The organism is Tranquillimonas rosea, from assembly GCF_900111315.1.
GTDB classification, from domain to species: Bacteria; Pseudomonadota; Alphaproteobacteria; order Rhodobacterales; family Rhodobacteraceae; genus Tranquillimonas; species Tranquillimonas rosea.
This window is the reverse complement of sequence record NZ_FOGU01000006.1, coordinates 270355-293587: the sequence shown is the minus strand read 5'-3', so window position 1 is coordinate 293587 and position 23233 is coordinate 270355. Positions and strand designations below refer to the sequence as shown.

Sequence of the window (23233 nt, the reverse complement as noted above, 5' to 3'; positions counted from 1 at the left end):
TCGCGAGAACTTGGCGGGCAAGTGGCTCTTCGCGCTGGCGATCCGTCAGGCCGATCACATCGCCGGGAAGTGTCGCGCCGCACGATCTGAGCGGACGCCGACCGGAACCACGTGTCCCCTCCCCGGAGCGCCCTATCAGCGCGGGCCGAGCCGCCAGCGTCCGCCGCCGTTCGCGGCCAAGCACAGCAGGCCGCCGGTGATGGCCCAGTTCTTGACGAAGATGCTGATCTGCCAGGGATCGTCCGGCTGAAAGTGGAACCAGCTCGTCACCGCGCAATAGGCGGCAAGCGTCAGCGCAAGCGGCGTCAGCCACAGCCCTGCGATCAGCATGAGCCCCGCCGCCGCGTTGAACGCAAGCGCCGGCCACACCAGCCCCTCGGGCCAGCCGGCACCGTCCAGCAGCGCCATCACGGGCGCGGGGTCACGCGCCTTCTGCGCCGCGCCGGCGAGGAACAACAGCGCCAACAATAGCCGTCCCACGAACCCGCAGAGATCCCGTGCCATGGCGTGCCCCTTCCATCCCGCCGGGGCTGGCCCGGCCGCGCGGCGCATGGCACAAGGCAGGGAGGCCGGCAAGCCCGAGGGGACGACATGACCAATTCCATCGCCCTGGGACTGGGCCTGACACTCGCCGCCGCGCTGGCGCTGACGGCATGGTACGCGCCCGACGCGCTCATCCATCTCGGGCGCGAGTTCACGGCTTTGGTCGCGTGGGTGGCGTTCTGGCGCTAAGAGCGGTTGACCTTCGGACGCGAATTGCCTTGTGTCTGCGGCGAGACGCGCCGCGGATCCCCCGCGGGCCACCATCCCGGAGGAACATGACATGACCGTCAAAGTCGCCATCAATGGATTCGGCCGGATCGGCCGCAACGTCTTGCGCGGGATCGTTGAATCCGGCCGCACCGATATCGAGGTGGTGGCGATCAACGACCTCGGCCCGGTCGAGACGAACGCCCACCTGCTGCGCTACGACAGCGTCCACGGCCGCTTTCCGGCCGAGGTCACGTCGACCGAGGACTCGATCGACGTCGGCCGCGGCCCGATCCGCGTGACCGCGATCAAGGACCCCAAGGACCTGCCCTGGTCCGATGTCGACATCGCGCTGGAATGCACCGGCATCTTCACCTCGCGCGACAAGGCCGGCCTGCACCTCGAGAACGGCTCGAAGAAGGTGCTGGTGTCGGCGCCGTGCTCGGACGCGCACAAGACCATCGTCTACGGCGTGAACCACGAGTCGATCACGGCCGAGGACAAGGTCCTGTCGAACGCCTCGTGCACGACCAACTGCCTGTCGCCGGTGGCCAAGGTGCTGAACGACTCGATCGGCATCGTTAAGGGATTCATGACGACGATCCACTCGTATACCGGCGACCAGCCCACGCTGGACACGATGCACAAGGATCTCTACCGCGCCCGTGCCGCCGGCCTGAACATGATCCCGACCTCGACCGGCGCCGCCAAGGCCGTGGGTCTGGTCCTTCCCGACCTGGCCGGCAAGCTCGACGGCGTCGCGATCCGCGTGCCGACCCCGAACGTGTCCGTCGTCGACCTGACCTTCGAGGCCAAGCGCGACACCTCGGCCGACGAGATCAACGAGGCGATCCGCACCGCGGCCAACGGCGAGCTGAAGGGCATCCTGGGCTACACCGACGAAAAGCTCGTCAGCATGGACTTCAACCATGACGCCCATTCGTCGATCTTCCACACCGAGCAGACCAAGGTGATGGAAGGCACGATGTGCCGCATCCTGTCGTGGTACGACAACGAATGGGGCTTCTCCAACCGCATGGTCGACACGGCCGTCGAGATGGGCAAGCACGTGTAAGACAGCGCGCGCGGGCCGGTCTCGCCGGCCCGCGCCCTTTCGCGTCCGCCTTGCCGGTGCTGCATAGCAGCATGACACTTGCGGACGTTGTTCATCGCGTCCTCCGACCCGAGATTCTGTCGTGAAACGGGGCCAAGGCCCACGCCAACGACAACAGAGGAGACGCCGCCATGAGCATGATCGACCGCCTGCAGACCGGCTTCCAGAAACGCCGCCAGTTCAACCGCACGCGCCGCGAGCTGCGCGCGATGCCGCTGGATGTCGCGCTGGACCTGGACATGGCCCGCGAAGACGCCGACCTGATGGCGCGGCAGGCCGTCTACGGCCGCTGAGTCGCGCCAAGCCTACGAACGAACCAAGGCGGGCCCGCGTGGCCCGCTTCGCGTTTCAGCGGGCGTTCTTTGCGATAAGGGCGTCGCGCACCGTCGGCGAGACGAAGTGCGAGACGTCGCCGCCCAGCCGCGCGATTTCCTTCACCAGCTTCGACGCGATGGCCTGATGCTGGGCGTCGGCCATCAGGAACACCGTCTCGATACTGTCGTCGAGCTGCCGGTTCATGCCGACCATCTGGTACTCGTACTCGAAATCGGCCACCGCGCGCAGACCGCGGATGATGACGCCCGCGCCCACGTCGCGGGCGCAGTCGATCAGCAGGTTCTCGAAGGGATGCACGACCAGCTCGCAGCCGTTCGACGCGGCGAGCGCGGCGCAATCCGACTGGATCATCTCCGTGCGCTCTTCGAGCGTGAACATCGGCCCCTTGTCGCCGTTGATCGCGACACCGATCACCAGCCGGTCGACGAGCGCCATCGCCCGGCCGATGATGTCGGCATGGCCGAGCGTCACGGGATCGAAGGTTCCCGGATAAAGTCCGATGCGCATGGCACTCCCCCTTCCTGCTCCGCGCACGCAACATTATTGCGTAGGCGGATGCAAGGGGATCAGTGACCCATCACCATGTCCTGCAGCGCGTCGCGCTCCATCGCCAGTTCCGAAAGCCGCGCCTTGACCACGTCGCCGATCGAGATCAGGCCGACCATCCGCCCCTCCTCGATCACCGGCATGTGGCGAAAGCGTCCTTCGGTCATCTTGGTGAGGACATCTTCGGCCGCGTCCTCGCGCGCGCAGCTGACGATCTTCGAGGTCATCATCGCCTGCACCTCGTCCTGCAGGCAGTCGGTGCCGCGGGCGCCGAGCGCCTTGACGATGTCCCGCTCGGACAGGATGCCCATCGGCGAGGTGCCATCCTCCGAGACGATGACCGCCCCGATCCTCCGCTCGGACAGCAGCGCGGCTGCATCGGCCACGGTCTTGCCCGGTTCAATCGTCGCGACGCTGTCGTCCGACTTGGATTTCAGGATCTGATGCACCTTCATGTCGCGGTTCCTCCCACGGCAACTATTTCCATTGAGGAAGCGTGGCGCGGCGCAGGTCGCGCTGTCAAGCGCGCTGACCCTCCCCCGCGTCGCCGGCCGCGGCCTCGAGCCGGGCGATCTCGGCCCTGAGCCCCGCGACCAGCGCCGCCGCGAACCGGTTCAGCCGCTCGACCCGCCGGTCGGCCTCGTGCCGGATCAGCCAGAAGGTCCGGGTCAGCGACAGCGCCTCGGGCAGCACCCGCACGATCTCGGGATCCGCGGGCAGCATGAAGTCGTGGACGATGCCGATTCCGGCCGCCTGGCGCAGCCACTGGAACTGCACCGACACCGAATTGCAGGCCAGCGCGACCCGTTCGGCGCCCGTCTCGGAGAGGTAGTCGAGTTCCTTGTCGAACACCATGTCGGGGATGTAGCCGACGATCCGATGCGCCCTGAGATCCGCCAGCCGGGCGGGCCGTCCATCCCGGTCGAGGTAGCGGCGATGCGCGGCGAGGTGCAGGCGATAGTCGGCGATCTTCTGCACGGTCAGGCGCCCCGCGGTCGGCGCGGAGACGCCGATCGCCATGTCAGCCTCGCGCCGGGTCAGGTTGAACACCCGCGGCAGCGCCACGACCTGTACGTCGAGTCCGGGATTGTCGCTCTGGATGCGGGCGCAGACCTGGGGCAGCAGGAAGTTCGCGCAGCCGTCGGGGGCGCCAAGCCGGATCGCCCCGGTCAGCGCCTCGCCGTCCCCGCTCAGCGCGTTCGACACGCCGCCAAGGGCCGTCTCTGCCCGTTCGGCATGCTCCAGCGCGCGCTCGCCGGCTTCGGTCAGCGCATAGCCCTGCGGCGTCTTGAGGAAAAGCGGCACGCCCAGGTCCTCTTCCAGCCGCCCCACCCTGCGGCCCACGGTGGCCGGGTCGAGGCGCAGCAGGCGGCCGGCGCCCGAAAGGCTCTGCTCGCGCGCCACGGCAAGGAAGATGCGCATGTCGTCCCAGTTCATGCGGTGCCTTTCTTTGCGAAAATGCAAAACCCTTTTGGCAAACTGCCGCTTTCCGCCGCAGATACGCAAGCCTATCCTGCGCGCAACCGAACAAGGAGGAGCTGCAGATGCAGGAACTGACCCACTGGATCAACGGCGAGCACGTGAAGGGCTCGGGCCGGACCGCCGATGTCTACAACCCCGCGACGGGCGAAGTGCAGGCGAAGGTGCCGCTGGCGTCCAAGGACGAGCTGGACGCCGTGGTCGCCAAGGCCGCCGAGGCCCAGCCCGCCTGGGCCGCCACCAACCCCCAGCGCCGCGCCCGCGTGCTGATGGAGTTCGTGCGCCTTCTGAACCGTGACATGGACAAGTTGGCCGAGGCGCTGTCGAAAGAGCACGGCAAGACCTTCCCCGACGCCAAGGGCGACGTGCAGCGCGGGCTCGAGGTGATCGAGTTCTGCATCGGCGCTCCGCATCTCTTGAAAGGCGACTTCACCGACAGCGCGGGCCGCGGCATCGACATGTACTCGATGCGCCAGGCGCTCGGCGTCGTGGCGGGCATCACGCCGTTCAACTTCCCGGCGATGATCCCGATGTGGAAGTTCGGTCCTGCGATCGCCTGCGGCAACGCCTTCATCCTCAAGCCGTCCGAGCGTGACCCCTCGGTTCCGCTGATGCTGGCCGAGCTGATGAAGGAAGCCGGCCTGCCCGACGGCATCCTGCAGGTCGTCAACGGCGACAAGGAAGCGGTCGACGCGATCCTCGACAACGAGACGATCCAGGCGGTCGGCTTCGTCGGCTCGACCCCGATCGCCGAGTACATCTATGGCCGCGGCTGCGCGAACGGCAAGCGGGTGCAGTGCTTCGGCGGTGCCAAGAACCACATGATCGTCATGCCCGACGCCGACATGGACCAGGCCGCCGACGCGCTGATCGGCGCAGGCTACGGTGCCGCGGGCGAGCGCTGCATGGCGATCTCGGTCGCCGTGCCGGTGGGTCAGAAGACCGCCGACGCGCTGATCGACAAGCTCGTGCCGCGTATCGAGAAGCTCAAGGTCGGCCCCTACACCGCGGGCGACGACGTGGATTACGGCCCCGTGGTCACGCCGCAGGCCAAGGAGAAGATCCTCGGGCTCGTGCAGTCGGGCGTGGACCAGGGCGCCGAGCTGGTGGTCGACGGGCGCGACTTCTCGCTCCAGGGCTACGAGGACGGCTTCTTCGTCGGGCCCCACCTGTTCGACCGCGTCACGCCGGACATGGATATCTACAAGCAGGAGATCTTCGGGCCGGTCCTGAGTCAGGTGCGCACGGACAGCTACGAAGAGGCGCTGAAGCTGGCGATGGACAACGAGTACGGCAACGGCACGGCGATCTTCACCCGTGACGGCGACACCGCGCGCGACTTCACCAACCGGATCAACATCGGCATGGTCGGCGTTAACGTCCCGATCCCGGTGCCGCTGGCCTACCACACCTTCGGCGGCTGGAAGAAGTCGGGCTTCGGCGACCTCAACCAGCACGGCCCGGACAGCTTCAAGTTCTACACCCGGACCAAGACCGTGACGGCGCGCTGGCCGTCGGGCCTGAAGGAAGGCGGCGAATTCCACTTCAAGCAGATGGAGTGAGCCCAAGGCATGGCGGGGCCGACCGGGCCCCGCCCTCAGCCGGCGGCGCGTCGCAACGCCCCGGCGATCCCCGAGGTGACCTCGGCATCCGTCCAGTACCCGTTGTGAGCGAAGGCGTGCGCCAGCAGCGGCAGCCCCAGACCGGCCGTGACGCGGTGATCCGCCAGCTGTCCCGCCCCGGCCAGCCGGCCATAGCCGCCGCCGAGCGGCGCCAGCGGAAAGCCCAGCGCGTCATGCCTGTCCCAGTAGTTCAGCCACCACGGCGGATCGCCCGGACGGTGCGCCTGCGCGACCGGCGGCGCGATGGCGTCCAGCGCCGACTCGTCGTAGCCCACGACGAAGACCGGGATGTTGCAGCCGAAGGTGACGAGCGATCGCATCGTCTCCATCCCCGAAAAGCCGGTCTCTCCGGCCGACATGGCATCCCAGATGAAGTTCGACAGGATGTGCCCGCCGAGCGAGTGGGCGATGAGCACGAGCGGCGCGTCCGGCCCGACCTCGGCCCGCAGCTCGTCCAGCACCGTCGCCACCCGCGCATGGATGTCCTGGTAGATGCGATGCCGGGGGTCGCGCGAGACGCGGTAGAGCGCGGCATCGGACAGGCGGTGCATGACGAAGCGACGGGGAAACTGCCATACGCTACCGAGGTTAAGGCGCCCGATGAAGGCGTCCTCGCGCGCCTGCACCACGTCGGCCCAGTAGATCTCGCGCCAGGCGACATCGGCCATCCACGCGGCGCCGAGCTGCGCGATCAACCGACCGTGGAGGCCGGCCGAGAACGTGCGCGTCGCGCTCGAGTCGTCAGGCGCCTTCTTCTGGCTGCCCATCCCGTGGATCACCGCGACTGCCAAGCGCTGTGCCATTCCCGTCCCCCCGCAACCTTCGCGGGGAAAGGGTACCCGCGGTTCCGCCGTGGCCCAAGGACAAACGCGCGCCGGCCCTTCCGGCACGGGCAATCGCCCGCAGGCCGGCGCACCACCGGCTTGCAATGGCGGCGCGAACATCAGACATCTCGGCACGGGCATGATCTGCCAGGGGGAGGAGACATGGATTTTGCGCTGTCGTCCGAGCAGACGGCGATCTTCGACATGGCGCGCGCCTTCGGCGACGAGCACATCGCGCCACACGCCCTTGCATGGGAGAAAGAGGGCACGATCCCGCGTGACCTCTGGGCGAAGGCGGCCGAGCTGGGCTTTGGCGGGCTCTACGTCGCCGAGGAGAACGGCGGCGTCGGCCTCTCGCGGCTGGACGCGACGCTGGTGTTCGAGGCGCTCAGCCGCGCCTGCCCCTCGGTCGCGGCGTTCCTGTCGATCCACAACATGTGCGCCGCGATGCTTGACCGCCACGGCGCCGAAGCGCTGCGCGCCCGGCATCTCGGCCCGGCCGTCGCGATGGACAGCGTGCTGAGCTATTGCCTGACCGAGCCGGGATCGGGCAGCGATGCGGCCGCACTGACCACCCGCGCCATGCGGGACGGCGACGCGTGGGTGCTTGACGGCACCAAGGCCTTCATCTCGGGCGGCGGCTATTCCGACGCCTATGTCGTGATGTGCCGCACAGGAGACGACGGGCCGGGCGGCATTTCAGCAATCGTGGTCGAGGACGGCACGCCGGGGCTCAGCTTCGGAGGACTCGAGGACAAGATGGGCTGGCGGGCGCAGCCGACGCGCCAGGTCCAGTTCGACGCCTGCCGTGTTCCGGCCGAGAACCTGCTGGGCGACGAGGGCCGCGGCTTTGCCTATGCGATGGCGGGACTCGACGGCGGGCGGCTGAACATCGCCGCCTGCTCTATTGGCGCGGCGCAGGCGGCGCTGGACGCCACGCTGGCCTACATGGCCGAGCGGCGTGCCTTCGGCAGGACGCTCGACAAGTTCCAGGCGTTGCAGTTCCGGCTTGCCGATCTCGAGATCGAATTGCAGGCCGCGCGGGTGTTCCTGCGGCAGGCCGCGTGGAAGCTCGACACCGGCGCTGCCGACGCCACCCGGCACTGCGCGATGGCCAAGGCCTTCGTCACCGAGGCGGGAAGCCGTGTCGCGGACCAGTGTTTGCAACTCCACGGCGGATACGGATACCTCGCCGAGTACCGAGTCGAGAAACTGGTGCGCGATCTTCGCGTTCACCAGATCCTCGAAGGCACCAACGAAATCATGCGCCTGATCGTGGCGCGGCAGATGGTGGCAGCATGACAGACCTGAACATCCGCACGGACGGCCACGCCGGCCGCATCACCCTGACCCGTCCCAAGGCGCTGAATGCGCTGACGCACGACATGTCGCTGGAGATCGAGGCGGCGCTCGACGCCTGGGCCGAGGACGAGTCCGTCCGCCTGATCGTGATCGACGCCGAGGGCGACCGCGCGTTCTGCGCCGGCGGCGACATCGCCTACATGTACCATTCCGGCCGCACCGGAGACTTCGCCGGCCCGCGCGCCTTCTGGCGCGACGAGTACCGGATGAACCGCAAGATCGCGCGGCATCCCAAGCCGGTCGTCGCCCTCATGCAGGGCTACGTGATGGGCGGCGGCGTGGGCATCGGCTGCCACGCGGCGCACCGCGTGGTGGGCGAGACGACGAAGATCGCGATGCCAGAATGCGCCATCGGCCTGGTGCCGGATGTCGGCGGCTCGCTCCTGCTGGCGCGGGCGCCGGGCCGGCTGGGCGAATACCTCGGCCTGACCGGCACCCGCATGGGCCCGGCCGATGCGCTGCGCGCGGGCTTCGCCGACGCCCATGTCCCGCAGGAAGCCTGGCGCGGCCTGACGCGGGCGCTATGCGACACCGGCGACATCTCGGCGATCGCCGGCGTGGCCACCGATCCCGGTCGGGCCGAGCTTGCCGCCGTGGCCGGTGAGATCGACCACGCGTTCGAGGCGCACACGCTTTCGGGCATCCTCGACCGGCTGGACGCCAGCGGCACGCCCTTCGCGAAGACGGCCGAGGCCGAGCTGTCGCGCGGCTCGCCCCTGTCCGCGGCGACCACGCTGGAACTGATCCGCCGCAGCCGCGAGGCCGGCACTATCGAGGCCGCGCTCGAGCTGGAATACCGTTGCACCTGGCGCTGCATCGAGCAGGGAGACCTGATCGAGGGCGTGCGCGCGCAGATCATCGACAAGGACCGCGCGCCGATCTGGAAACACGGCGATCCGCGCGCCGTGACGCACGAGGAGGTCGCAGCGATGCTGGCGCCGCTGGACAACGAAACACGGGAACCGGGAGAAACGGCATGAAGATCGGATTCATCGGGCTGGGCAACATGGGCGGTCCGATGGCCGCCAACCTCGCCCAGGCAGGGCACGAGGTCACGGGGTTCGACCCGGCGGCGCAGATGCCCGAGGGCGTCACCGCGGCAGGCGACGCCGCCGCCTGCGCGGCGGGCGCCGAGGTGGTCATCACGATGCTGCCCAACGGCGACATCCTGCGGAAGGTCGCGGACGAGATCGTTCCGGCGATGCGCGCGGGCGCGGTGTTCCTCGACTGCTCGACCGTGGATGTCGACAGCGCCCGCGCGGTGGCCGAGCAGGCGTTGGCCGCGGGGCTGTCGGCGCTGGACGCGCCGGTCTCGGGCGGCGTCGGCGGCGCCGAGGGCGGCACGCTGACCTTCATGGTCGGCGGTGACGAGGCGGGCTTTGCCAAGGCCACGCCACTGTTCGACATCATGGGGCGCAAGGCGGTCCATTGCGGACCGTCGGGCAACGGCCAGGCGGCGAAGATCTGCAACAACATGATCCTCGGGATCACGATGATCGGCACCTGCGAAGCCTTCGCCCTGGCCGACAAACTGGGGCTCGACCGGCAGGCGATGTACGACGTTGTCTCGACCTCGTCGGGGCAGTCCTGGTCGCTCACCACCTACTGCCCCGCCCCCGGCATCGGGCCCGAAAGCCCCGCCGACCGGGATTACACCCCGGGCTTTGCGGCCGACCTGATGCTGAAGGACCTGCGGCTGGCACAACTCGCCGCCGAGTCGGCGGGCGCGGACACGCCGCTGGGGCTGGCGGCGCGGGATCTCTACGAGACCTTCGTCGAGCGCGAGGACGGCGAGGGCCGCGATTTTTCGGCGATGCTGCCCCGCTTTGCCGGGCGGGACCGCGGCTGAGGGCGGGACCGCCTCCGGCGGGGATATTTTCGGGCAGAAGAAAAAGGGGCCGTTTCGCGTCGGGGGCGGCCCTTGGTATGCAGGGGGGAGTTCTTCTTGTGGTGCGGGGGCCGGCGCGCGGTGCCGGCCCCTGGCGTCGGTCAGTTGGTGATCAGCTCTGGCCCCATGAACAGGGTCGGCAGGAAGGTCGAGAGCCAGGGCACGTAGGTCACGAGGACCAGGAACACCAGCAGGACGCAGAGGAAGGGCAGCGCGGCGCGCACAACCTTCATCATCGGCATGCCGGCGACGCCGGAGGTGACGAAGAGGTTCAGGCCCACCGGCGGGGTGATCATCCCGATCTCCATGTTCACCACCATGATGATGCCCAGGTGGATCGGGTCCACGCCGAGCTCGATGGCGATGGGGAACACCAGCGGCGCGACGATGACGATCAGGCCGGACGGCTCCATGAACTGCCCGCCGATCAGCAGGATCACGTTGACCATCACCAGGAACATCACCGCGCCGAAGCCGGCATTCAGCATCGCGCCGGCGATCTCCTGCGGGATCTGCTCGTCGGTGAGCACGTGCTTGAGGATCAGCGCGTTGGCGATGATGAACATCAGCGTGACCGTCAGCTTCGCCGCCTCGAACAGGGTGTCGCGTACGTCGCGGTGGACGAAGGCCGTCACCAGCGCCCAGGGCTTCTGCATCAGCGTGTAGTTGTTGCCGAGCTGCGAGGGAGCCTCGGCCGCGCCGATCGATCGCTCGCCCGAGGGCTGCACGTAGGGGGCGGCGACGGACTCGGGTTCGTGCTTGAGGGGGCCCATGTCGCGGTAGACGAAGCAGGCGATGACGAAGGCGTAGACCGCCGCGACCGCGGCCGCCTCGGTCGGGGTGAAGATGCCGCCGTAGATGCCGCCGAGAATGATGATAACCAGGAACAGGCCCCAGCCCGCGTCACGCGCCGAGGCCCAGACCTCGCCCCAGCCCAGCCACTCGCCGCGTGGCAGGTCGCGCTTGACCGCGATGATGTAGATCGCGGACATCAGCATCAGGCCCGCCAGCAGCCCCGGGATCACACCCGCCAGGAACATCCGGCCGACGCTGACATCGGTGGCCGAGGCGTAGACGACCATGACGATCGACGGCGGGATCAGGATGCCCAGAGTCCCGGCGTTGCAGATCACGCCCGCCGCGAAGTCGCGGCTGTAGCCGACCTGCCGCATGCCGGCGATCACGATCGAACCGATCGCCACGACCGTCGCCGGGGACGAGCCCGACAGCGCGGCGAACATCATGCAGGCGACGACGCCGGCGATGGCCAGACCGCCCGGCAGGTGCCCCACCAGCGCGATCGAGAAGCGGATGATCCGGCGCGCCACGCCCCCCGTCGACATGAAGGACGAGGCCAGGATGAAGAAGGGGATCGCCAACAGCGTGTAGTGCCCCGCCATCCCCTGGTAGAAGCTCTGCGCGATCGAGGCGAGGGAGGTGTCGGAGAACACCAGCAGGAAGATGATCGAGGACAGGCCAAGCGATACGGCGATCGGCACGCCGATCAGCAAGAGGCCGATGACCATCGCGAACAGGAGAACGACATCCATTTCTCTTCACTCCTCGCGGTTGGCACGGGCGGCGTCGGCGACGGCGTCCTCGGCCTCGTGGCTGACGATCAGGCTCTCGCGGCGGCCGCGGACGACGTCGACCGTGGCCTGAACGAAGCGGAACAGGAGCAGCGCGGCGCCGACGGGCAGGATGGCGTAGGGGATCACGCGGGGCAGCTTCTCGTAGCTTTCGCCGTAGTTGATCGTGGGTTCGAGCCAGCGGAAGATGCCCAGCATCGGCACCTGGTCGGTGACGTAGAAGGCGCGGTCGCGGACGCCCTCGGCGAAGCCCAGCGGGAACCAGCGCCCCTCGGTCGGCTGCAGCGCGGCGAACGGCGCCCAGTAGTCCCACGCGCCCTTCAGCATCAGGAACGCGTAGGCGCAGCAGATCAGGCCGGACAGGACGGCGAGCATCCGCCGCGGGCGCGACGGCACCACGTTGATCAGCGCGTCCACCCCGAGATGCGCGGTGATCTTCACGCAGTAGCTGACACCGAAGATCACGAGCCACGCGAACAGGATCAGCGTGACCTCGAGCCCCCAGATCAGCGTCTCGTTGAAGCCGTAGCGCAGGACGACGTTGGCGAAGGTCACCAGCGTCATCAGGCCCAGGATCACGGCAATGGCGGTCTCCTCGAACGCGTTGACGGCGCGGCCGAGGCCCGAGCGGGACGAACCGGACATGACTTCACTCCTCCCTTGGATGTGGGCCGGAACGGGTGGGACCGCGGCGGCACCGCGATCCCGTCGGCCGGCGCGTCCGGCGCCGGCGGGTTCCGGTGGGCCGGGCCCCCGCGCGGGGCCCGGCGCGACGCGCTCAGCTCGAGGCGTTGATGTCCTGGGCGGCCTCGATGTTCTCGGCGCCCACGTCGCTCTCAAACTCGCTCCAGACCGGTTTCATCGCGTCGACCCACTGCTGGCGCTGCTCGGGCGACAGCGTGCGCACCGTGCCGCCGGCGTCGATGATCGCCTGCTTGGCCTCCTGGTTCACCGCGGCGGATTCCGAGTTCCGGGTCTGGGTGACCTCGGACAGGATCGTGGTGAACTGATCCCGAACATCCTGGTCGAGGCTGTCGAGCCAGTCGACGCTGGCCACCACGAGGTAGTCGAGCACGCCGTGATTGGTCTCGGTCACGCCGTCCTGCACCTCGAAGAACTTCTGACCGTAGATGTTCGACCAGGTGTTCTCCTGCCCGTCGACGACGCCGGTCTGCAGCGCGCCGTAGACCTCGGAGAAGGCCATCGGCTGCGGGCTGGCGTCGAGCGCCTCCATCTGGGCCACGAGCACGTCCGAGGGCTGCACGCGGAACTTGAGCCCGGCGGCGTCCTCGGGCGTCTCGAGCGGCACGTTGGCCGAGAACTGCTTCATGCCGTTGTGCCAGAATTCCAGCCCCTGCAGGCCGCGGCGCTGCATGCTGTCCTTCATCTCGGCGCCCGCCTCGGAGTTCTGGAAGGCGTCGACCGCGTCGATGTTCTTGAACATGAATGGCAGGTCGAACAGGCGGAACTGCTTGGTGAAGGTCTCGAACTTGGACAGCGACGGGGCGGCGAGCTGGACATCGCCCTGGAGCATCGCCTCGAGCACCTGGTCGTCGTTGTAGAGCGTCGAGTTGGGGAACACCTGCACGCACATGGTGCCGTCCATCTCGTCGTTCACGCGCTCGGCGAGCAGCGAGGCGGCGATGCCCTTGGGGTGGCGGTCGGCGTTGGTGACGTGGGAAAACTTCACCACGATCTCGCCATCGCTGCACTCTTCGCCGGCCTCCTGCGCAGCCGCGGCACCGGCGGTGAGAGCAAGGACGCTGGCGGCGGTGATCATGAATTTCATGTCGAGTTATCCTCCCGAAGTGGTCTCTATCGCACCGCTCCCTCCCGGAGCGGCGACTGGCGAAAGTGATGCGCGGGCCGACGGAAGCGATCAAGCGCCGACGCGACATGCGGACCATGTTCCGGATAACTATTAAAAATCAGCGCATTAACTGATACATCAATTGTCAGTAGGACGGCGGGCCGAAAAACTGGGCATAATCCCACACAACTCTGTGAGCGAGCTGTGCGGAAAACCGCACAGTCACGAGTCGCGGTAGACCCCGGCGCTGATCCCGTGCCGAGCGAGCTTGTCGTAGAACGTCTTGCGCGGCAGCTTCAGCCCGCGGGCGGCCTCGGTCGCGTTGCCGCCCGCCCGGCGCAGCGCGTCGATCAAAAGCGAGCGCTCGACCTGCGCCAGCCGTTCGCTCAGGCCCAGTTCCCCCGCCTCGCCGTCGTCCTCGCGCAGGCCCATGGCAAAGCGCATCGCCGCGTTCATCACCGCACGCGCGTTGCCCGGCCAGTCCTGCTCCATGAGCCGGCTGAGGGTTTCGGGGTCGATCTCGGGCTGCGGCAGGGCCGCCTGCTCGCAGGCCTGCGAGACGTAGTGGCGGAACAGCACGGGGATGTCTTCGGGGCGTTCCTTGAGCGCGGGGATGCGCACGCGGACAAGGTCGAGGCGATAGAACAGGTCGGCGTTGAAGCGGCCGGCTTCGACCTCTTCGGTGAGGTCGCGATAGGTGCCGGCGACGACGCGCGCGCCTTCCCGCGCCTCCAGCAGATCGAGCAGCGCGTGCTGCGCCGGGGGCGTGAGTTCGGCCACCTCGTCGATGAACACGGTGCCGCCCCGACCGGCGGTGAAGGCATCCCGCAGGGTCTCGGGCGTGGCCAGCGCGCCGGGCAGTTTCTGGAACGGTCGCTGTGCCGCGCCGGACAACAGGTGAATGACCTCGGCCACCTTCCCCGTCCCCGAGCCGGGCGCCCCGGTCAGCAGGACCTCCGCCGTGGTGCGAGCGACCGCGCGGACACGGTCGCGCAAAGCGGCGGCCAGACGGCTTTCGCCGAAGATCATCCGCGCGGCCGCATCGCCGGTCTCGAGCTTGAGCTTCAGGCGGCGGTTCTCGAGCACCAGTGCGCGGGTCCGCAGCGCCTTTTCGACCACGGCGACAAGATCGGAGGCCGCGCAGGGCTTTTCGAGAAAATCGAACGCCCCCGCCGACATGCCCCGCACGGCCATCGGGATGTCGCCCTGCCCCGTCAGGAAGATCACCGGAAGCTCGGGATCGACGTTCTGCGCATGGTCCAGCAGGACGAAGCCGTCCTTGCCGGGCATCCGGATGTCGCTGACGATGACGCCGTCGAACTCGGCCGAGATGGTGTCGCGCGCCACGGTGAACGAGCCCGCCGTCACCGGTTCCAGATCGGCCAGCTCCAGCGATTGCGCCAGCGCTTCGCGCACCGCTGGTTCGTCGTCGACCAGAAGCACCTTGCGGATCATGCGGCCTCCTCGGCCCCGGCGCCGCCGGGATGCAGTTCGACGGTGAACACCGCGCCGCCGTCCTCGGCGTTGCGGCCCCGGATCGCGCCGCCGAAGGACTGCACGAGACCGTACGAGATCGACAGGCCCAGCCCCATGCCCTCGGACGCGCCGACCTCCTTGGTGGAATAGAACGGGTCGAAGATGCGGTCGGGCGCCGAGATGCCGGGCCCGGTGTCGCGCACGCTCAGGCGCACGACATCGCCAGCTTCGACTTCCAGCGTCACGCGGCGCTCGTCGGCGCCGGCGAGCGCGTCGATTGCGTTCGAGACCAGGTTCATCACCACCTGCTGCAACCGGACCTCGCCGCCGCGCACCATGACGGGCGCATCCGGGCGCCGCCAGTCCAACGTGACATCCGCCTGCTGGGCCCGCCCCACGGCCATCTCGAGCGCGGCGTCGACGACGGCGACAAGGTCGACATCGCCCACAGGCTCGCTCTCCTGCCGGGCGAAGGCGCGCAGGTTGCGGATGATACGCCCCATGCGCCGCGCCATCTCGGAGATGCGGTCTAGGTTCTGGCGGGCGGTCTCGGGCTTGCCGCGGTCGATGAACAGCGCGCCGTTCTCGGCGAAGGAGCGGATCGCCATGAGAGGCTGGTTCAGCTCGTGACTGATCCCGGCCGACATCTGCCCCAGCGCGCTGAGCTTGCCCGCCTGCACGAGGTCGGCCTGCGCCTTCTTCAGCGCGGCCTCGGCCTCTTCCCGTTCGGCGATCTCGCGGCGCAGGTCGGCGTTCACGGCGCTCAGTTCCGCTGTGCGGCGGGCGACCCGCGCCTCGAGCGCCGCGTTCGCCGCCGCCTCGATCTCGAGCCGCTCGGCCAGGGCGCGGCGCCGCTCGGAGGCGAGGAACAACGCGGCGCCCACGACGAGGCACAGCGCCGCGGCGACCAGCGCCTGCAACGCCGCGATCCGCGCCGCGGGACCGGTGCCGATCAGAAGCTCGCCCTGCATGTCGATCACCGGCAGCGGCAGGCTGAGATGGACGGCGCGATCGGGCAGGTAACGGCCGGCGTTGATGCGCCAGATCTCGTGCCCAGCCCGCCAGGTGCGGGCCACCTCGTAGAACGGCCGCACCGCCGTGATCCCGTAGCCGTGGCGCATCCGCTCGGCCATCGTCGGTGCGGCGTCGCCGCGGCTCCGCAGCAGCAGTTCCTCGCGGTTCGAAATGAAGATCACGCCGGCGGTGTCGGTGAAGAAGACCGCTTCGGGCTCGCCCACCCAGGCGCCCTCGACCGCGCGCACGCTGACATCGACGGCGACCGCACCCGCGACCCGCCCCGTCTCGGCAAAGATCGGCGCGGCAAAGGTGAACACCCGGTCGCCCCACACCCCGTCCAGCCCGTGATGCACCCCCAGCGCGCCCTGCTGCGACCGCCGCACGGCCGGGTTGTCCGAGCGGTCGCGCGACGCGCCCCCGGCCGAGGCCAGCACCCGGCCCGCGCCACCGATCACCGACACGTCGAGCGAGCCGGTCTTGTCGGCCACGTCGCGCAACAGCGCCTCGGCCCGCGCGGCGTTGCCCTGCCCCGTGGCGATGTCATGCAGCACGGGATGGTCGGCCATCAGCACCGCCATCTCGCGGTACTGCTGCAATTCGCCCACCAACCGGTCCGCCGCCAGACGCAGGTCCGAGCGGCCGCGTTCCTCAAGCCGGTCCAGCGCGGAATCGTAGGCCCCCCACCAGACCGCGCCGGCCACGGCCGCCACCACCCCCACGAAGGCGGCGAAGATCAGGGCGCGCGGGCGAAGCAACCGGGTCATCGTGAAACTCTAGCCCCGGCGGCGCGGCAATGGCCAGACGCAGCTCAGAGCGGGAGCATCGTCGTCGACTTGAGCTCTTCCATCGACAGAAGCGCGGTGACGTTGTGAATCTTCACCTCACCGATCAGCGCCTGGTAGAAGGCGTCGTAGGCGCGCGCATTGGGCACCCGGACCTTGAGGATATAGTCGATGTCCCCCGCCAGCCTGTGCGCCTCCTGCACCTCGGGGCGGGCGCGGAGCGCCTCGAGAAAGCGGCGCTGCCAGTCGGCCTCGTGCTCGGAGGTGCGGACCAGGACGAAGAAGCAGGCATCGAATCCCAGCTTCTCGGCATCGAGCACGACGGTCTGCTGACCGATCACCCCGGCCTCGCGCAACTTGCGGATCCGGTTCCAAACGGGGGTCTTGGACGACCCCACCGCCTTGGCGATCTCGTCGAGCGAGCGGGAGGCGTCGCGCTGCAGCTCGGAAAGGATTTTCCGGTCGGTCTCGTCGATCCGAACGCTCATTCGCCTGTCTTCCGGCTCGTGCGACATGTGTTCCTCTTTCGGTATCTGGAGGAACATACGTCCTTATTCCCGCTGCCGTCTAGCAGAAAACCGGAACAATATCCTATGTTGCAACCTAAGCAGCGGAGAGGCCGAGTCATGAAACACTTTCCGATCTTCCTGGCCGTCGAGGGCCGGCGCATCGTTCTTTCAGGTGGCGGAGACGCCGCCCTGGCCAAGCTGCGCCTGCTGATGAAGACCGAGGGCCGCATCACGGTCTTTGCCGCCGACCCAGTCCCCGAGATCGAGGGATGGGCCGACCAGGGCAAGCTGCGCCTCGTCCGCCGGGCGGCGGAGCCGGGCGACGCGCTGTGCGCCGCGCTGTTCTATGCCGCGAACGACGACGACGCCGAGGATGCGCGCGTGGCCGCCCTGGCCCGCGCCGACGGCGCCCTCGTCAACTGGGTCGACAATCTGGGCGAGAGCGAGTTCATCACGCCGGCGATCGTGGACCGCGATCCGGTTACCGTCGCGATCGGCACCGAGGGCGCCGCGCCGGTCGTGGCCCGCAAGATCAAGAAGGACCTCGAAGAGAGCCTGCCCTCGGCGCTCGGCCTGCTCGCGCGGATCGGCAAGGCGTTCCGCCCGATGGTCGAGGCGCTACCGATGGGTCGCAAGCGGCGCGACTTCTGGTCGGAGTACTACTTCGACAAGGGACCCAGGGCCGTGGCCGAGAATGGCGCCGACGGCGCGCAGGAGGCTCTCGACGGGCTGCTCGCGAGCTACAAGGCGAAGAACGGTCGCGACACGCATGTGTCGTTCGTGGGCGCCGGTCCCGGCGACCCAGAATTGCTGACGCTCAAGGCCCGCAACGCGCTGCACGAGGCCGATGTGGTGATCCACGACCGGCTGGTCCCGGCAGGCGTGCTTGAACTGGCCCGCCGCGAAGCGACGATCATCGAGGCCGGCAAGACCGGCTTCGGCCCCTCGATGACGCAGGAGGACATCAACGCGCTGATCGTGCGCCACGCCACGGACGGCGCGCAGGTCGTGCGGCTGAAATCGGGCGATCCCACGGTCTATGGCCGGCTCGACGAAGAGATCGAGGCCTGCGACGGGGCCGGCCTGCGCTGGTCGATCGTGCCGGGCATCACCGCCGCGAGCGCCGCGGTGGCCGGGATCGGGCAGAGCCTGACGAAGCGCGACCGCAACTCGTCCCTGCGCATCCTGACCGGTCACGACATGAAGGGCTTCGCCGAGCACGACTGGCGCGCCCTGGCCCGCCCCGGCGAGATCGCGGCGATCTACATGGGCAAGAAATCCGCCCGTTTCATCCAGGGCCGGATGCTGATGCACGGCGCCGATCCGGAAACCCCGGTGACGGTGATCGAGAACGCCTCGCGTGCCGACCAGCGCATCCTCTCCACCCGGCTGTCTCAGCTGGAACCCGCGCTGCGCGATGCGGCGATGACCGGCCCCGCCCTCATGCTCTATGGCCTCGCGCCCCGCGCCGCGCTGGCCGCAATCGACGACACCGCACTGCAGGAGGCCGTGCAATGAGCCGCAAATTCACCCCCAAGGTCGTGACCGCCAATCACCTGCTCGAGGGCGACGCCGTCTGGCTGACCGAGGACGACCGCTGGACCCGCGACATGCGCGAGGCCGAGTTCCTCGAGGACGAGGCCCACGCACAGATGCGCCTGCTCGACGCGCAGAGCCAGCCGAACGTCGTCGTCGGCGCCTACCTGGCGAACGCCAAGATGGGGCGCGAAGGCCCCGAGCCCACGCATTTCCGCGAGGATTTCCGGACCCGCGGACCCTCCAACTACTTCCTCGGCAAGCAGGCGGAGCGGCAGGCCTGAGGCCCGCCGCCGCCAGCCCGGAAAGGACGCAAGCATGTACAAGTACAACGATTTCGACGAAGCCTTCGTGCGCGAGCGCGTGGACCAGTTCCGCGGCCAGGTGCAGCGCCGGATCGACGGCGCCCTGACCGAGGACGAGTTCAAGCCGCTGCGCCTGATGAACGGGCTCTATCTGCAGCTGCACGCCTACATGCTGCGGATCGCCATTCCCTACGGCACGCTCAACAGCGGCCAGATGCGCCAGCTGGCGATGATCGCCGACCGCTGGGACCGCGGCTACGGCCACTTCACCACGCGCCAGAACATCCAGTTCAACTGGCCCAAGCTGGCCGACGTGCCCGACATCCTGTCGGCGCTGGCGGATGTCGAGATGCACGCGCATCAGACTTCGGGCAACACCGTGCGTAACGTGACGGCGGACCACTTCGCCGGCGCCGCGGCGGACGAGATCGAGGATCCCCGCCCCACGGCCGAGCTGCTGCGGCAATGGTCGACCGACCACCCCGAGTTCCAGTTCCTGCCGCGCAAGTTCAAGATCGCCGTCACCGGCAGCCCTAACGACCGCGCCGTGACGCGGGCGCACGACATCGGCCTGCGCATGGTCGAGCGCGACGGCGAGCCGGGCTACGAAGTGCTGGTCGGCGGTGGCCTGGGCCGGACGCCGATGATCGGCCAGGTTGTGCGGGAGTTTCTGCCCAAGGCGGATCTGCTACCCTATGTCGAGGCGATCCTCAGCGTCTACAACTGGCTGGGCCGGCGCGACAACAAGTACAAGGCACGGATCAAGATCACTGTCCACGAGACCGGCATCGACGAGATCCGACGCCTCGTCGAGGAGCGGTTCTCGGAGCTGCGGCCCGAGTTCAGCGGCGTCGACCAGGAGCTGCTGGCCGAGATCGAGCAGGCCTTTGCCCCGCCGCAGTGGAAGGAGGCGCCGACCGACGCCTATGCCAAGCTCTACGACGCGGATCCGGTGTTCCGGTCCTGGGCCGACACGAACCTGACCGCCCACCGCAACCCGGACTACGCCGTGGTCTCGGTCTCGCTGAAGAAGCAGGGCGACACGCCGGGCGACGCGACCTCGGACCAGATGCGCCTGCTCGCGGACCTTGCCGAACGGCTGGGCCACGACGAGCTGCGCATCAGCCACGAGCAGAATGTGATCCTGCCCCACATCCACAAGGGCGACCTGCCCGAGCTGCACGCGGCGCTGAGCGAGGCCGGCCTCGCCACCGCGAATATCGGCCTGATCTCCGACATCATCGCCTGCCCGGGCATGGATTATTGCGCCCTGGCGACCGCCCGCTCGATCCCGATCGCTCAGGAGATCGCCACCCGGTTCGAGGAGCTGAAGCTCGAGCACGACATCGGCCAGCTGAAGATCAAGATCTCGGGCTGCATCAACGCCTGCGGGCACCATCACATGGGCCATATCGGCATCCTCGGACTCGACCGTGCGGGTGTCGAGAACTACCAGATCACGCTCGGCGGCGACGGGACCGAGACGGCGGCGGTCGGCGAACGCGCCGGCCCCGGCTTCTCGGCCGACGAGATCGTGCCGGCGATCGAGCGGCTGGTCCATGCCTATCTCGAGCACCGCGACGGGCCCGAGGAAACCTTCCTGCAAGCCTACCGCCGGCTGGGGCAGGCGCCGTTCAAGGCGGCGCTCTATCCCGAACAGGCGGAAAAAGAGGCCCGCAATGCCGCTTGAAGCCCCGCTGTCGCCGGTGGCCGAGAGGGCGGAGTATCTCAACCGCCACTACTCGCACCACTCGGCCTCGGACGTGCTCAAGCACGCCCTGACCGATCCGCAGGTCGGCCGCATCGCGCTCGTCTCGTCCTTCGGGGCGGAATCGGTGGTGCTTCTGCACATGCTGTCGGTGATGAGCCCCCGGACCCCGGTGTTGTTCATCAACACCGAGATGCTGTTCGAGGAGACCCTGACCTACCAGCGCGAGGTGGCCGAGAAGCTGGAGCTCGAGAACGTGCAGGTGGTCCGGCCCGATCCCGACGCGGCGGCCCGGCTCGACCCCGACGGCACCCTGCACCGGACCGATCCCGACGCCTGCTGCGGCTTTCGCAAGACCGAGCCGCTGCAGCGCGCGCTGGAGGGATTCGACGCATGGATCACCGGGCGCAAGCGGTTCCAGGGCGGCGCACGCGAGACGCTGGACTTCTTCGAGGTCGAACCCGGCACCGAGCGGATCAAGGTGAACCCACTGGCCCACTGGGCGAAGGACAACATCCGCGAATACATGCTGAACAACCGCCTGCCGCGGCATCCGCTGGTGACGCAGGGCTATCCCTCAATCGGCTGCTGGCCCTGCACCTCGAAGGTGGCCGATGGCGAGGACGAGCGTGCCGGCCGCTGGCGCGGCCAGGATAAGGACGAATGCGGGATCCACTTCGTCAACGGCAAGATGGTCCGCGGCACCGCCGCGTGAGCGTCGACGCCTGGACATGTGAGTATTTCCGCGAAGATGAAGTCGGGGGACGACCCCCGGAAAGGCAGACAGGATGAGCGTGATCGTGACCGATACGGGGTTCGGGGCCGACGACTGGCAGGCCGGCTATATCCCATTGCAGGACTTTCCCGGCGACGAGGCCGGGCAGGCATTGTCGGTGGACGTGCCCTCGGACGCGGACCCCGCGGACCTGGAGGGGCGGCTCGACGGGATCGAGATGATCCGCGTCGATTTCCCGAGCTTTGCCGACGGGCGCGGCTTTACCGTCGCGGCGCGCCTGCGGCGGATGGGCTATGCCGGGCGGCTTCGGGCCAAGGGGCACGTGATCGCCGATCAATATGCCATGGCGCGCCGGTCCGGATTCGACGAGGTCGAGATCGACGACGACCTTGCCGCGCGGCAGCCCGAGGACCAGTGGCTGCGCCGGGCGCAGTGGAAAGCCAACCATTACCAGGCCCGTCTGCGGGCCTGAGGTTTCCCTTCACCGCAGATAGAGATAAAGGAGAGGCCGGGCGCGCCTGCCCGCGCCCGAAAGGACGACCATGACCGAGATGAGACCCGTGCAAGACCAGACCGCCGTCAAGGCCATGCCCGATGCCGCCACCGTGACCCATGTCCAGCACTGGACCGACCGGCTGTTCTCGTTCCGCGTCGAGCGCCCGGCCACGCTGCGCTTTCGCTCGGGCGAGTTCGTGATGATCGGTCTGATGGGTGATCCCGATCCGAAGACCGGCAAGCAGAAGCCGCTGCTGCGGGCCTATTCGATCGCCTCGCCGTCCTGGGACGACGAGCTGGAGTTCTACTCGATCAAGGTGCAGGACGGGCCGCTGACCTCGAAGCTGCAGCACATCAAGGCGGGCGACCAGATCATCCTGCGGCCGAAGCCGGTGGGAACGCTGGTGCACGACGCCCTGCTGCCCGGCAAGCGGCTGTGGCTGTTCGCCACCGGGACCGGCATCGCGCCCTTCGCGTCGCTGATCCGCGACCCCGAGACGTACGAGAACTACGACGACGTCATCCTGACCCATACCTGCCGCGACGTGGCGGAGCTGGATTACGGCAAGGAACTGGTCGAAAACGTGCGCAACGACGAGATGCTGCGCGAACTGATGGGCGACGGGCTGGACAAGCTGCGCTACTATCCCACCACGACGCGGGAAGAGAGCCCGCGTATGGGGCGGATCACCGACCTTCTGAAGGACGGCACCGTCTTTCGGGACCTCGGGATCGACAGTGTGTCGCCCGAGACCGACCGCGCGATGGTCTGCGGTTCGATCGGGCTGAACACCGACCTGAAGGAAATCCTCGAGGGTTACGGCCTGCGCGAAGGCGCCAACAGCGAGCCGGCGGAATACGTGGTGGAGAAGGCCTTCGTGGGCTGAGACCGTCGCCCGCGCCCCGGCCGGGACCGGGGCGCGCGGGATCATCAGATGTCGAGCGCGCCGCGGACCTCTTCGAGGAAGGGCGCGAGATCGTCGTCGCCGGGCCCGACCTCGTCGAGACGCGACAGGAGCGCATCGCGGCGGTCCGTGCCGAGCGCTCCGGCCTCTTCGATCCTCGAGCGGACCTCGGCGGCATCGAAACCCTCCACCGTCAGGGCCGCGGGCGGGCCGTCGTTTTCTCCGGCCTGGGTGTCGACGCCGAGATCGCTCATCGTCATGCCGCTGCCCATCTCGGCAGTCTGAGCCGTCACTGCCGCCGCACCGAGCAGTGTCGCAACCGCGCTGCCGACAAGGATCGTCCTGATACGCTGGGTCATGTCCTGTCTCCCCTTTTTGTAGGTTAAGGAGCGCAACGCGCGGACCTCGGGGCTGTTCCTGATTTTTTCGCCGCGCCCCGTTTCC

At 68.4% G+C, this 23233-nt stretch carries 25 protein-coding genes; 13 read left to right on the top strand and 12 right to left on the bottom strand.

Annotated features, from left to right (window positions below):
• Positions 1 to 135: 135 nt before the first annotated feature.
• Positions 136 to 504, bottom strand: a complete 369-nt coding sequence (locus tag BMZ25_RS12405; RefSeq protein ID WP_092694027.1) for a DoxX family protein — start codon at positions 502 to 504, stop codon at positions 136 to 138.
• Positions 505 to 591: 87 nt separating this feature from the next.
• Here BMZ25_RS12405 and BMZ25_RS20475 point away from each other — a divergent pair, with 87 nt between their 5' ends.
• The 3 genes from BMZ25_RS20475 (at position 592) to BMZ25_RS20885 (ending at position 2157) form a co-directional block, all read left to right on the top strand.
• On the top strand, positions 592 to 732 hold the full coding sequence (locus BMZ25_RS20475; protein ID WP_143071529.1) for a glyceraldehyde-3-phosphate dehydrogenase: 141 nt from the start codon (positions 592 to 594) through the stop codon (positions 730 to 732).
• 91 nt (positions 733 to 823) lie between these two features.
• Positions 824 to 1825: a type I glyceraldehyde-3-phosphate dehydrogenase gene (gene gap, locus BMZ25_RS12400; protein ID WP_092694025.1), complete on the top strand. Its 1002-nt coding sequence runs from the start codon at positions 824 to 826 to the stop codon at positions 1823 to 1825.
• Positions 1826 to 1995: 170 nt separating this feature from the next.
• The gene (locus tag BMZ25_RS20885; RefSeq protein WP_177190456.1) at positions 1996 to 2157 is read left to right on the top strand and encodes a hypothetical protein; all 162 of its coding nucleotides are present in this window, start codon (positions 1996 to 1998) and stop codon (positions 2155 to 2157) included.
• Positions 2158 to 2212: 55 nt separating this feature from the next.
• On the opposite strand, the gene coaD is transcribed toward BMZ25_RS20885, so the two are convergent.
• The 3 genes from coaD to BMZ25_RS12385 all read right to left on the bottom strand — a co-directional run bounded on the left by coaD (position 2213) and on the right by BMZ25_RS12385 (position 4183).
• Positions 2213 to 2707, bottom strand: a complete 495-nt coding sequence (coaD, locus tag BMZ25_RS12395; protein WP_092694023.1) for a pantetheine-phosphate adenylyltransferase — start codon at positions 2705 to 2707, stop codon at positions 2213 to 2215.
• 59 nt (positions 2708 to 2766) lie between these two features.
• The gene (locus BMZ25_RS12390; RefSeq protein ID WP_092694021.1) at positions 2767 to 3201 is read right to left on the bottom strand and encodes a CBS domain-containing protein; all 435 of its coding nucleotides are present in this window, start codon (positions 3199 to 3201) and stop codon (positions 2767 to 2769) included.
• Between the two features lie 64 nt (positions 3202 to 3265).
• Positions 3266 to 4183 carry a LysR family transcriptional regulator gene (locus BMZ25_RS12385; protein WP_092694019.1) on the bottom strand — a complete coding sequence of 306 codons (918 nt, stop codon included), beginning with the start codon at positions 4181 to 4183 and terminating at the stop codon, positions 3266 to 3268.
• Positions 4184 to 4290: 107 nt separating this feature from the next.
• On the opposite strand from BMZ25_RS12385, the gene BMZ25_RS12380 reads away from it, so the two are divergent.
• A complete protein-coding gene (locus tag BMZ25_RS12380; protein ID WP_092694017.1) occupies positions 4291 to 5787 on the top strand; it encodes a CoA-acylating methylmalonate-semialdehyde dehydrogenase in 1497 nt (498 codons plus the stop codon).
• Positions 5788 to 5822: 35 nt separating this feature from the next.
• Here BMZ25_RS12380 and BMZ25_RS12375 read toward each other — a convergent pair whose 3' ends face one another.
• Complete coding sequence (locus BMZ25_RS12375; RefSeq protein ID WP_092694015.1) at positions 5823 to 6650, bottom strand: hypothetical protein; 828 nt, start codon at positions 6648 to 6650, stop codon at positions 5823 to 5825.
• Positions 6651 to 6833: 183 nt separating this feature from the next.
• Between BMZ25_RS12375 and BMZ25_RS12370 the strand changes: the two genes are divergently transcribed.
• Genes BMZ25_RS12370 through mmsB form a run of 3 tightly spaced genes read left to right on the top strand, consistent with a single transcriptional unit; the run spans position 6834 to position 9882 of the window.
• Positions 6834 to 7973: an acyl-CoA dehydrogenase family protein gene (locus BMZ25_RS12370; RefSeq protein WP_092694013.1), complete on the top strand. Its 1140-nt coding sequence runs from the start codon at positions 6834 to 6836 to the stop codon at positions 7971 to 7973.
• On the top strand, positions 7970 to 9013 hold the full coding sequence (locus BMZ25_RS12365) for an enoyl-CoA hydratase/isomerase family protein (protein WP_092694011.1): 1044 nt from the start codon (positions 7970 to 7972) through the stop codon (positions 9011 to 9013). Before BMZ25_RS12370 ends, BMZ25_RS12365 begins: the two co-directional genes overlap by 4 nt.
• Entirely contained in the window at positions 9010 to 9882 is an 873-nt protein-coding gene (gene mmsB, locus BMZ25_RS12360) for a 3-hydroxyisobutyrate dehydrogenase (protein WP_092694009.1), read from the top strand. The genes BMZ25_RS12365 and mmsB overlap by 4 nt, the downstream gene beginning before the upstream one ends.
• Before the next feature lie 140 nt (positions 9883 to 10022).
• On the opposite strand, the gene BMZ25_RS12355 is transcribed toward mmsB, so the two are convergent.
• From BMZ25_RS12355 to BMZ25_RS12330, 6 genes are all read right to left on the bottom strand, one after another.
• Positions 10023 to 11471, bottom strand: coding sequence for a TRAP transporter large permease (locus tag BMZ25_RS12355; protein WP_092694007.1), 1449 nt, complete (start codon positions 11469 to 11471; stop codon positions 10023 to 10025).
• A gap of 6 nt (positions 11472 to 11477) precedes the next feature.
• Positions 11478 to 12155, bottom strand: a complete 678-nt coding sequence (locus BMZ25_RS12350; protein WP_092694005.1) for a TRAP transporter small permease — start codon at positions 12153 to 12155, stop codon at positions 11478 to 11480.
• A 133-nt stretch (positions 12156 to 12288) separates the two neighbouring features.
• The gene (locus BMZ25_RS12345; protein WP_092694003.1) at positions 12289 to 13299 is read right to left on the bottom strand and encodes a DctP family TRAP transporter solute-binding subunit; all 1011 of its coding nucleotides are present in this window, start codon (positions 13297 to 13299) and stop codon (positions 12289 to 12291) included.
• A 243-nt stretch (positions 13300 to 13542) separates the two neighbouring features.
• Positions 13543 to 14775: a sigma-54-dependent transcriptional regulator gene (locus BMZ25_RS12340; RefSeq protein ID WP_092694001.1), complete on the bottom strand. Its 1233-nt coding sequence runs from the start codon at positions 14773 to 14775 to the stop codon at positions 13543 to 13545.
• Positions 14772 to 16577: an ATP-binding protein gene (locus BMZ25_RS12335; protein WP_092693999.1), complete on the bottom strand. Its 1806-nt coding sequence runs from the start codon at positions 16575 to 16577 to the stop codon at positions 14772 to 14774. The genes BMZ25_RS12340 and BMZ25_RS12335 overlap by 4 nt, the downstream gene beginning before the upstream one ends.
• A 44-nt stretch (positions 16578 to 16621) precedes the next feature.
• On the bottom strand, positions 16622 to 17083 hold the full coding sequence (locus BMZ25_RS12330) for an Lrp/AsnC family transcriptional regulator (protein ID WP_092694135.1): 462 nt from the start codon (positions 17081 to 17083) through the stop codon (positions 16622 to 16624).
• A 138-nt stretch (positions 17084 to 17221) separates the two neighbouring features.
• On the opposite strand from BMZ25_RS12330, the gene cysG reads away from it, so the two are divergent.
• The 6 genes from cysG (at position 17222) to BMZ25_RS12300 (ending at position 22771) form a co-directional block, all read left to right on the top strand.
• Positions 17222 to 18622, top strand: a complete 1401-nt coding sequence (gene cysG / locus BMZ25_RS12325; RefSeq protein WP_092693997.1) for a siroheme synthase CysG — start codon at positions 17222 to 17224, stop codon at positions 18620 to 18622.
• A complete protein-coding gene (locus BMZ25_RS12320) occupies positions 18619 to 18924 on the top strand; it encodes a DUF2849 domain-containing protein (RefSeq protein WP_092693995.1) in 306 nt (101 codons plus the stop codon). Before cysG ends, BMZ25_RS12320 begins: the two co-directional genes overlap by 4 nt.
• Before the next feature lie 34 nt (positions 18925 to 18958).
• A complete protein-coding gene (locus BMZ25_RS12315; RefSeq protein ID WP_092693993.1) occupies positions 18959 to 20635 on the top strand; it encodes a nitrite/sulfite reductase in 1677 nt (558 codons plus the stop codon).
• On the top strand, positions 20625 to 21368 hold the full coding sequence (locus BMZ25_RS12310; RefSeq protein ID WP_092693991.1) for a phosphoadenylyl-sulfate reductase: 744 nt from the start codon (positions 20625 to 20627) through the stop codon (positions 21366 to 21368). Before BMZ25_RS12315 ends, BMZ25_RS12310 begins: the two co-directional genes overlap by 11 nt.
• Before the next feature lie 73 nt (positions 21369 to 21441).
• Complete coding sequence (locus BMZ25_RS12305; protein ID WP_092693989.1) at positions 21442 to 21861, top strand: DUF934 domain-containing protein; 420 nt, start codon at positions 21442 to 21444, stop codon at positions 21859 to 21861.
• 70 nt (positions 21862 to 21931) lie between these two features.
• Entirely contained in the window at positions 21932 to 22771 is an 840-nt protein-coding gene (locus BMZ25_RS12300; protein ID WP_092693987.1) for a ferredoxin--NADP reductase, read from the top strand.
• Positions 22772 to 22815: 44 nt separating this feature from the next.
• Here BMZ25_RS12300 and BMZ25_RS12295 read toward each other — a convergent pair whose 3' ends face one another.
• The gene (locus BMZ25_RS12295; RefSeq protein WP_092693985.1) at positions 22816 to 23148 is read right to left on the bottom strand and encodes a hypothetical protein; all 333 of its coding nucleotides are present in this window, start codon (positions 23146 to 23148) and stop codon (positions 22816 to 22818) included.
• Between the last annotated feature and the right edge of the window lie 85 nt (positions 23149 to 23233).

Bases quoted from the DNA above. Each gene is read 5' to 3' on its own strand.
- BMZ25_RS12405 (WP_092694027.1), bottom strand. From the start codon at position 504: ATGGCACGGGATCTCTGCGGGTTCGTGGGACGGCTATTGTTGGCGCTG.
- BMZ25_RS20475 (WP_143071529.1), top strand. From the start codon at position 592: ATGACCAATTCCATCGCCCTGGGACTGGGCCTGACACTCGCCGCCGCG.
- gap (WP_092694025.1), top strand. From the start codon at position 824: ATGACCGTCAAAGTCGCCATCAATGGATTCGGCCGGATCGGCCGCAAC.
- BMZ25_RS20885 (WP_177190456.1), top strand. From the start codon at position 1,996: ATGAGCATGATCGACCGCCTGCAGACCGGCTTCCAGAAACGCCGCCAG.
- coaD (WP_092694023.1), bottom strand. From the start codon at position 2,707: ATGCGCATCGGACTTTATCCGGGAACCTTCGATCCCGTGACGCTCGGC.
- BMZ25_RS12390 (WP_092694021.1), bottom strand. From the start codon at position 3,201: ATGAAGGTGCATCAGATCCTGAAATCCAAGTCGGACGACAGCGTCGCG.
- BMZ25_RS12385 (WP_092694019.1), bottom strand. From the start codon at position 4,183: ATGAACTGGGACGACATGCGCATCTTCCTTGCCGTGGCGCGCGAGCAG.
- BMZ25_RS12380 (WP_092694017.1), top strand. From the start codon at position 4,291: ATGCAGGAACTGACCCACTGGATCAACGGCGAGCACGTGAAGGGCTCG.
- BMZ25_RS12375 (WP_092694015.1), bottom strand. From the start codon at position 6,650: ATGGCACAGCGCTTGGCAGTCGCGGTGATCCACGGGATGGGCAGCCAG.
- BMZ25_RS12370 (WP_092694013.1), top strand. From the start codon at position 6,834: ATGGATTTTGCGCTGTCGTCCGAGCAGACGGCGATCTTCGACATGGCG.
- BMZ25_RS12365 (WP_092694011.1), top strand. From the start codon at position 7,970: ATGACAGACCTGAACATCCGCACGGACGGCCACGCCGGCCGCATCACC.
- mmsB (WP_092694009.1), top strand. From the start codon at position 9,010: ATGAAGATCGGATTCATCGGGCTGGGCAACATGGGCGGTCCGATGGCC.
- BMZ25_RS12355 (WP_092694007.1), bottom strand. From the start codon at position 11,471: ATGGATGTCGTTCTCCTGTTCGCGATGGTCATCGGCCTCTTGCTGATC.
- BMZ25_RS12350 (WP_092694005.1), bottom strand. From the start codon at position 12,155: ATGTCCGGTTCGTCCCGCTCGGGCCTCGGCCGCGCCGTCAACGCGTTC.
- BMZ25_RS12345 (WP_092694003.1), bottom strand. From the start codon at position 13,299: ATGAAATTCATGATCACCGCCGCCAGCGTCCTTGCTCTCACCGCCGGT.
- BMZ25_RS12340 (WP_092694001.1), bottom strand. From the start codon at position 14,775: ATGATCCGCAAGGTGCTTCTGGTCGACGACGAACCAGCGGTGCGCGAA.
- BMZ25_RS12335 (WP_092693999.1), bottom strand. From the start codon at position 16,577: ATGACCCGGTTGCTTCGCCCGCGCGCCCTGATCTTCGCCGCCTTCGTG.
- BMZ25_RS12330 (WP_092694135.1), bottom strand. From the start codon at position 17,083: ATGAGCGTTCGGATCGACGAGACCGACCGGAAAATCCTTTCCGAGCTG.
- cysG (WP_092693997.1), top strand. From the start codon at position 17,222: ATGAAACACTTTCCGATCTTCCTGGCCGTCGAGGGCCGGCGCATCGTT.
- BMZ25_RS12320 (WP_092693995.1), top strand. From the start codon at position 18,619: ATGAGCCGCAAATTCACCCCCAAGGTCGTGACCGCCAATCACCTGCTC.
- BMZ25_RS12315 (WP_092693993.1), top strand. From the start codon at position 18,959: ATGTACAAGTACAACGATTTCGACGAAGCCTTCGTGCGCGAGCGCGTG.
- BMZ25_RS12310 (WP_092693991.1), top strand. From the start codon at position 20,625: ATGCCGCTTGAAGCCCCGCTGTCGCCGGTGGCCGAGAGGGCGGAGTAT.
- BMZ25_RS12305 (WP_092693989.1), top strand. From the start codon at position 21,442: ATGAGCGTGATCGTGACCGATACGGGGTTCGGGGCCGACGACTGGCAG.
- BMZ25_RS12300 (WP_092693987.1), top strand. From the start codon at position 21,932: ATGACCGAGATGAGACCCGTGCAAGACCAGACCGCCGTCAAGGCCATG.
- BMZ25_RS12295 (WP_092693985.1), bottom strand. From the start codon at position 23,148: ATGACCCAGCGTATCAGGACGATCCTTGTCGGCAGCGCGGTTGCGACA.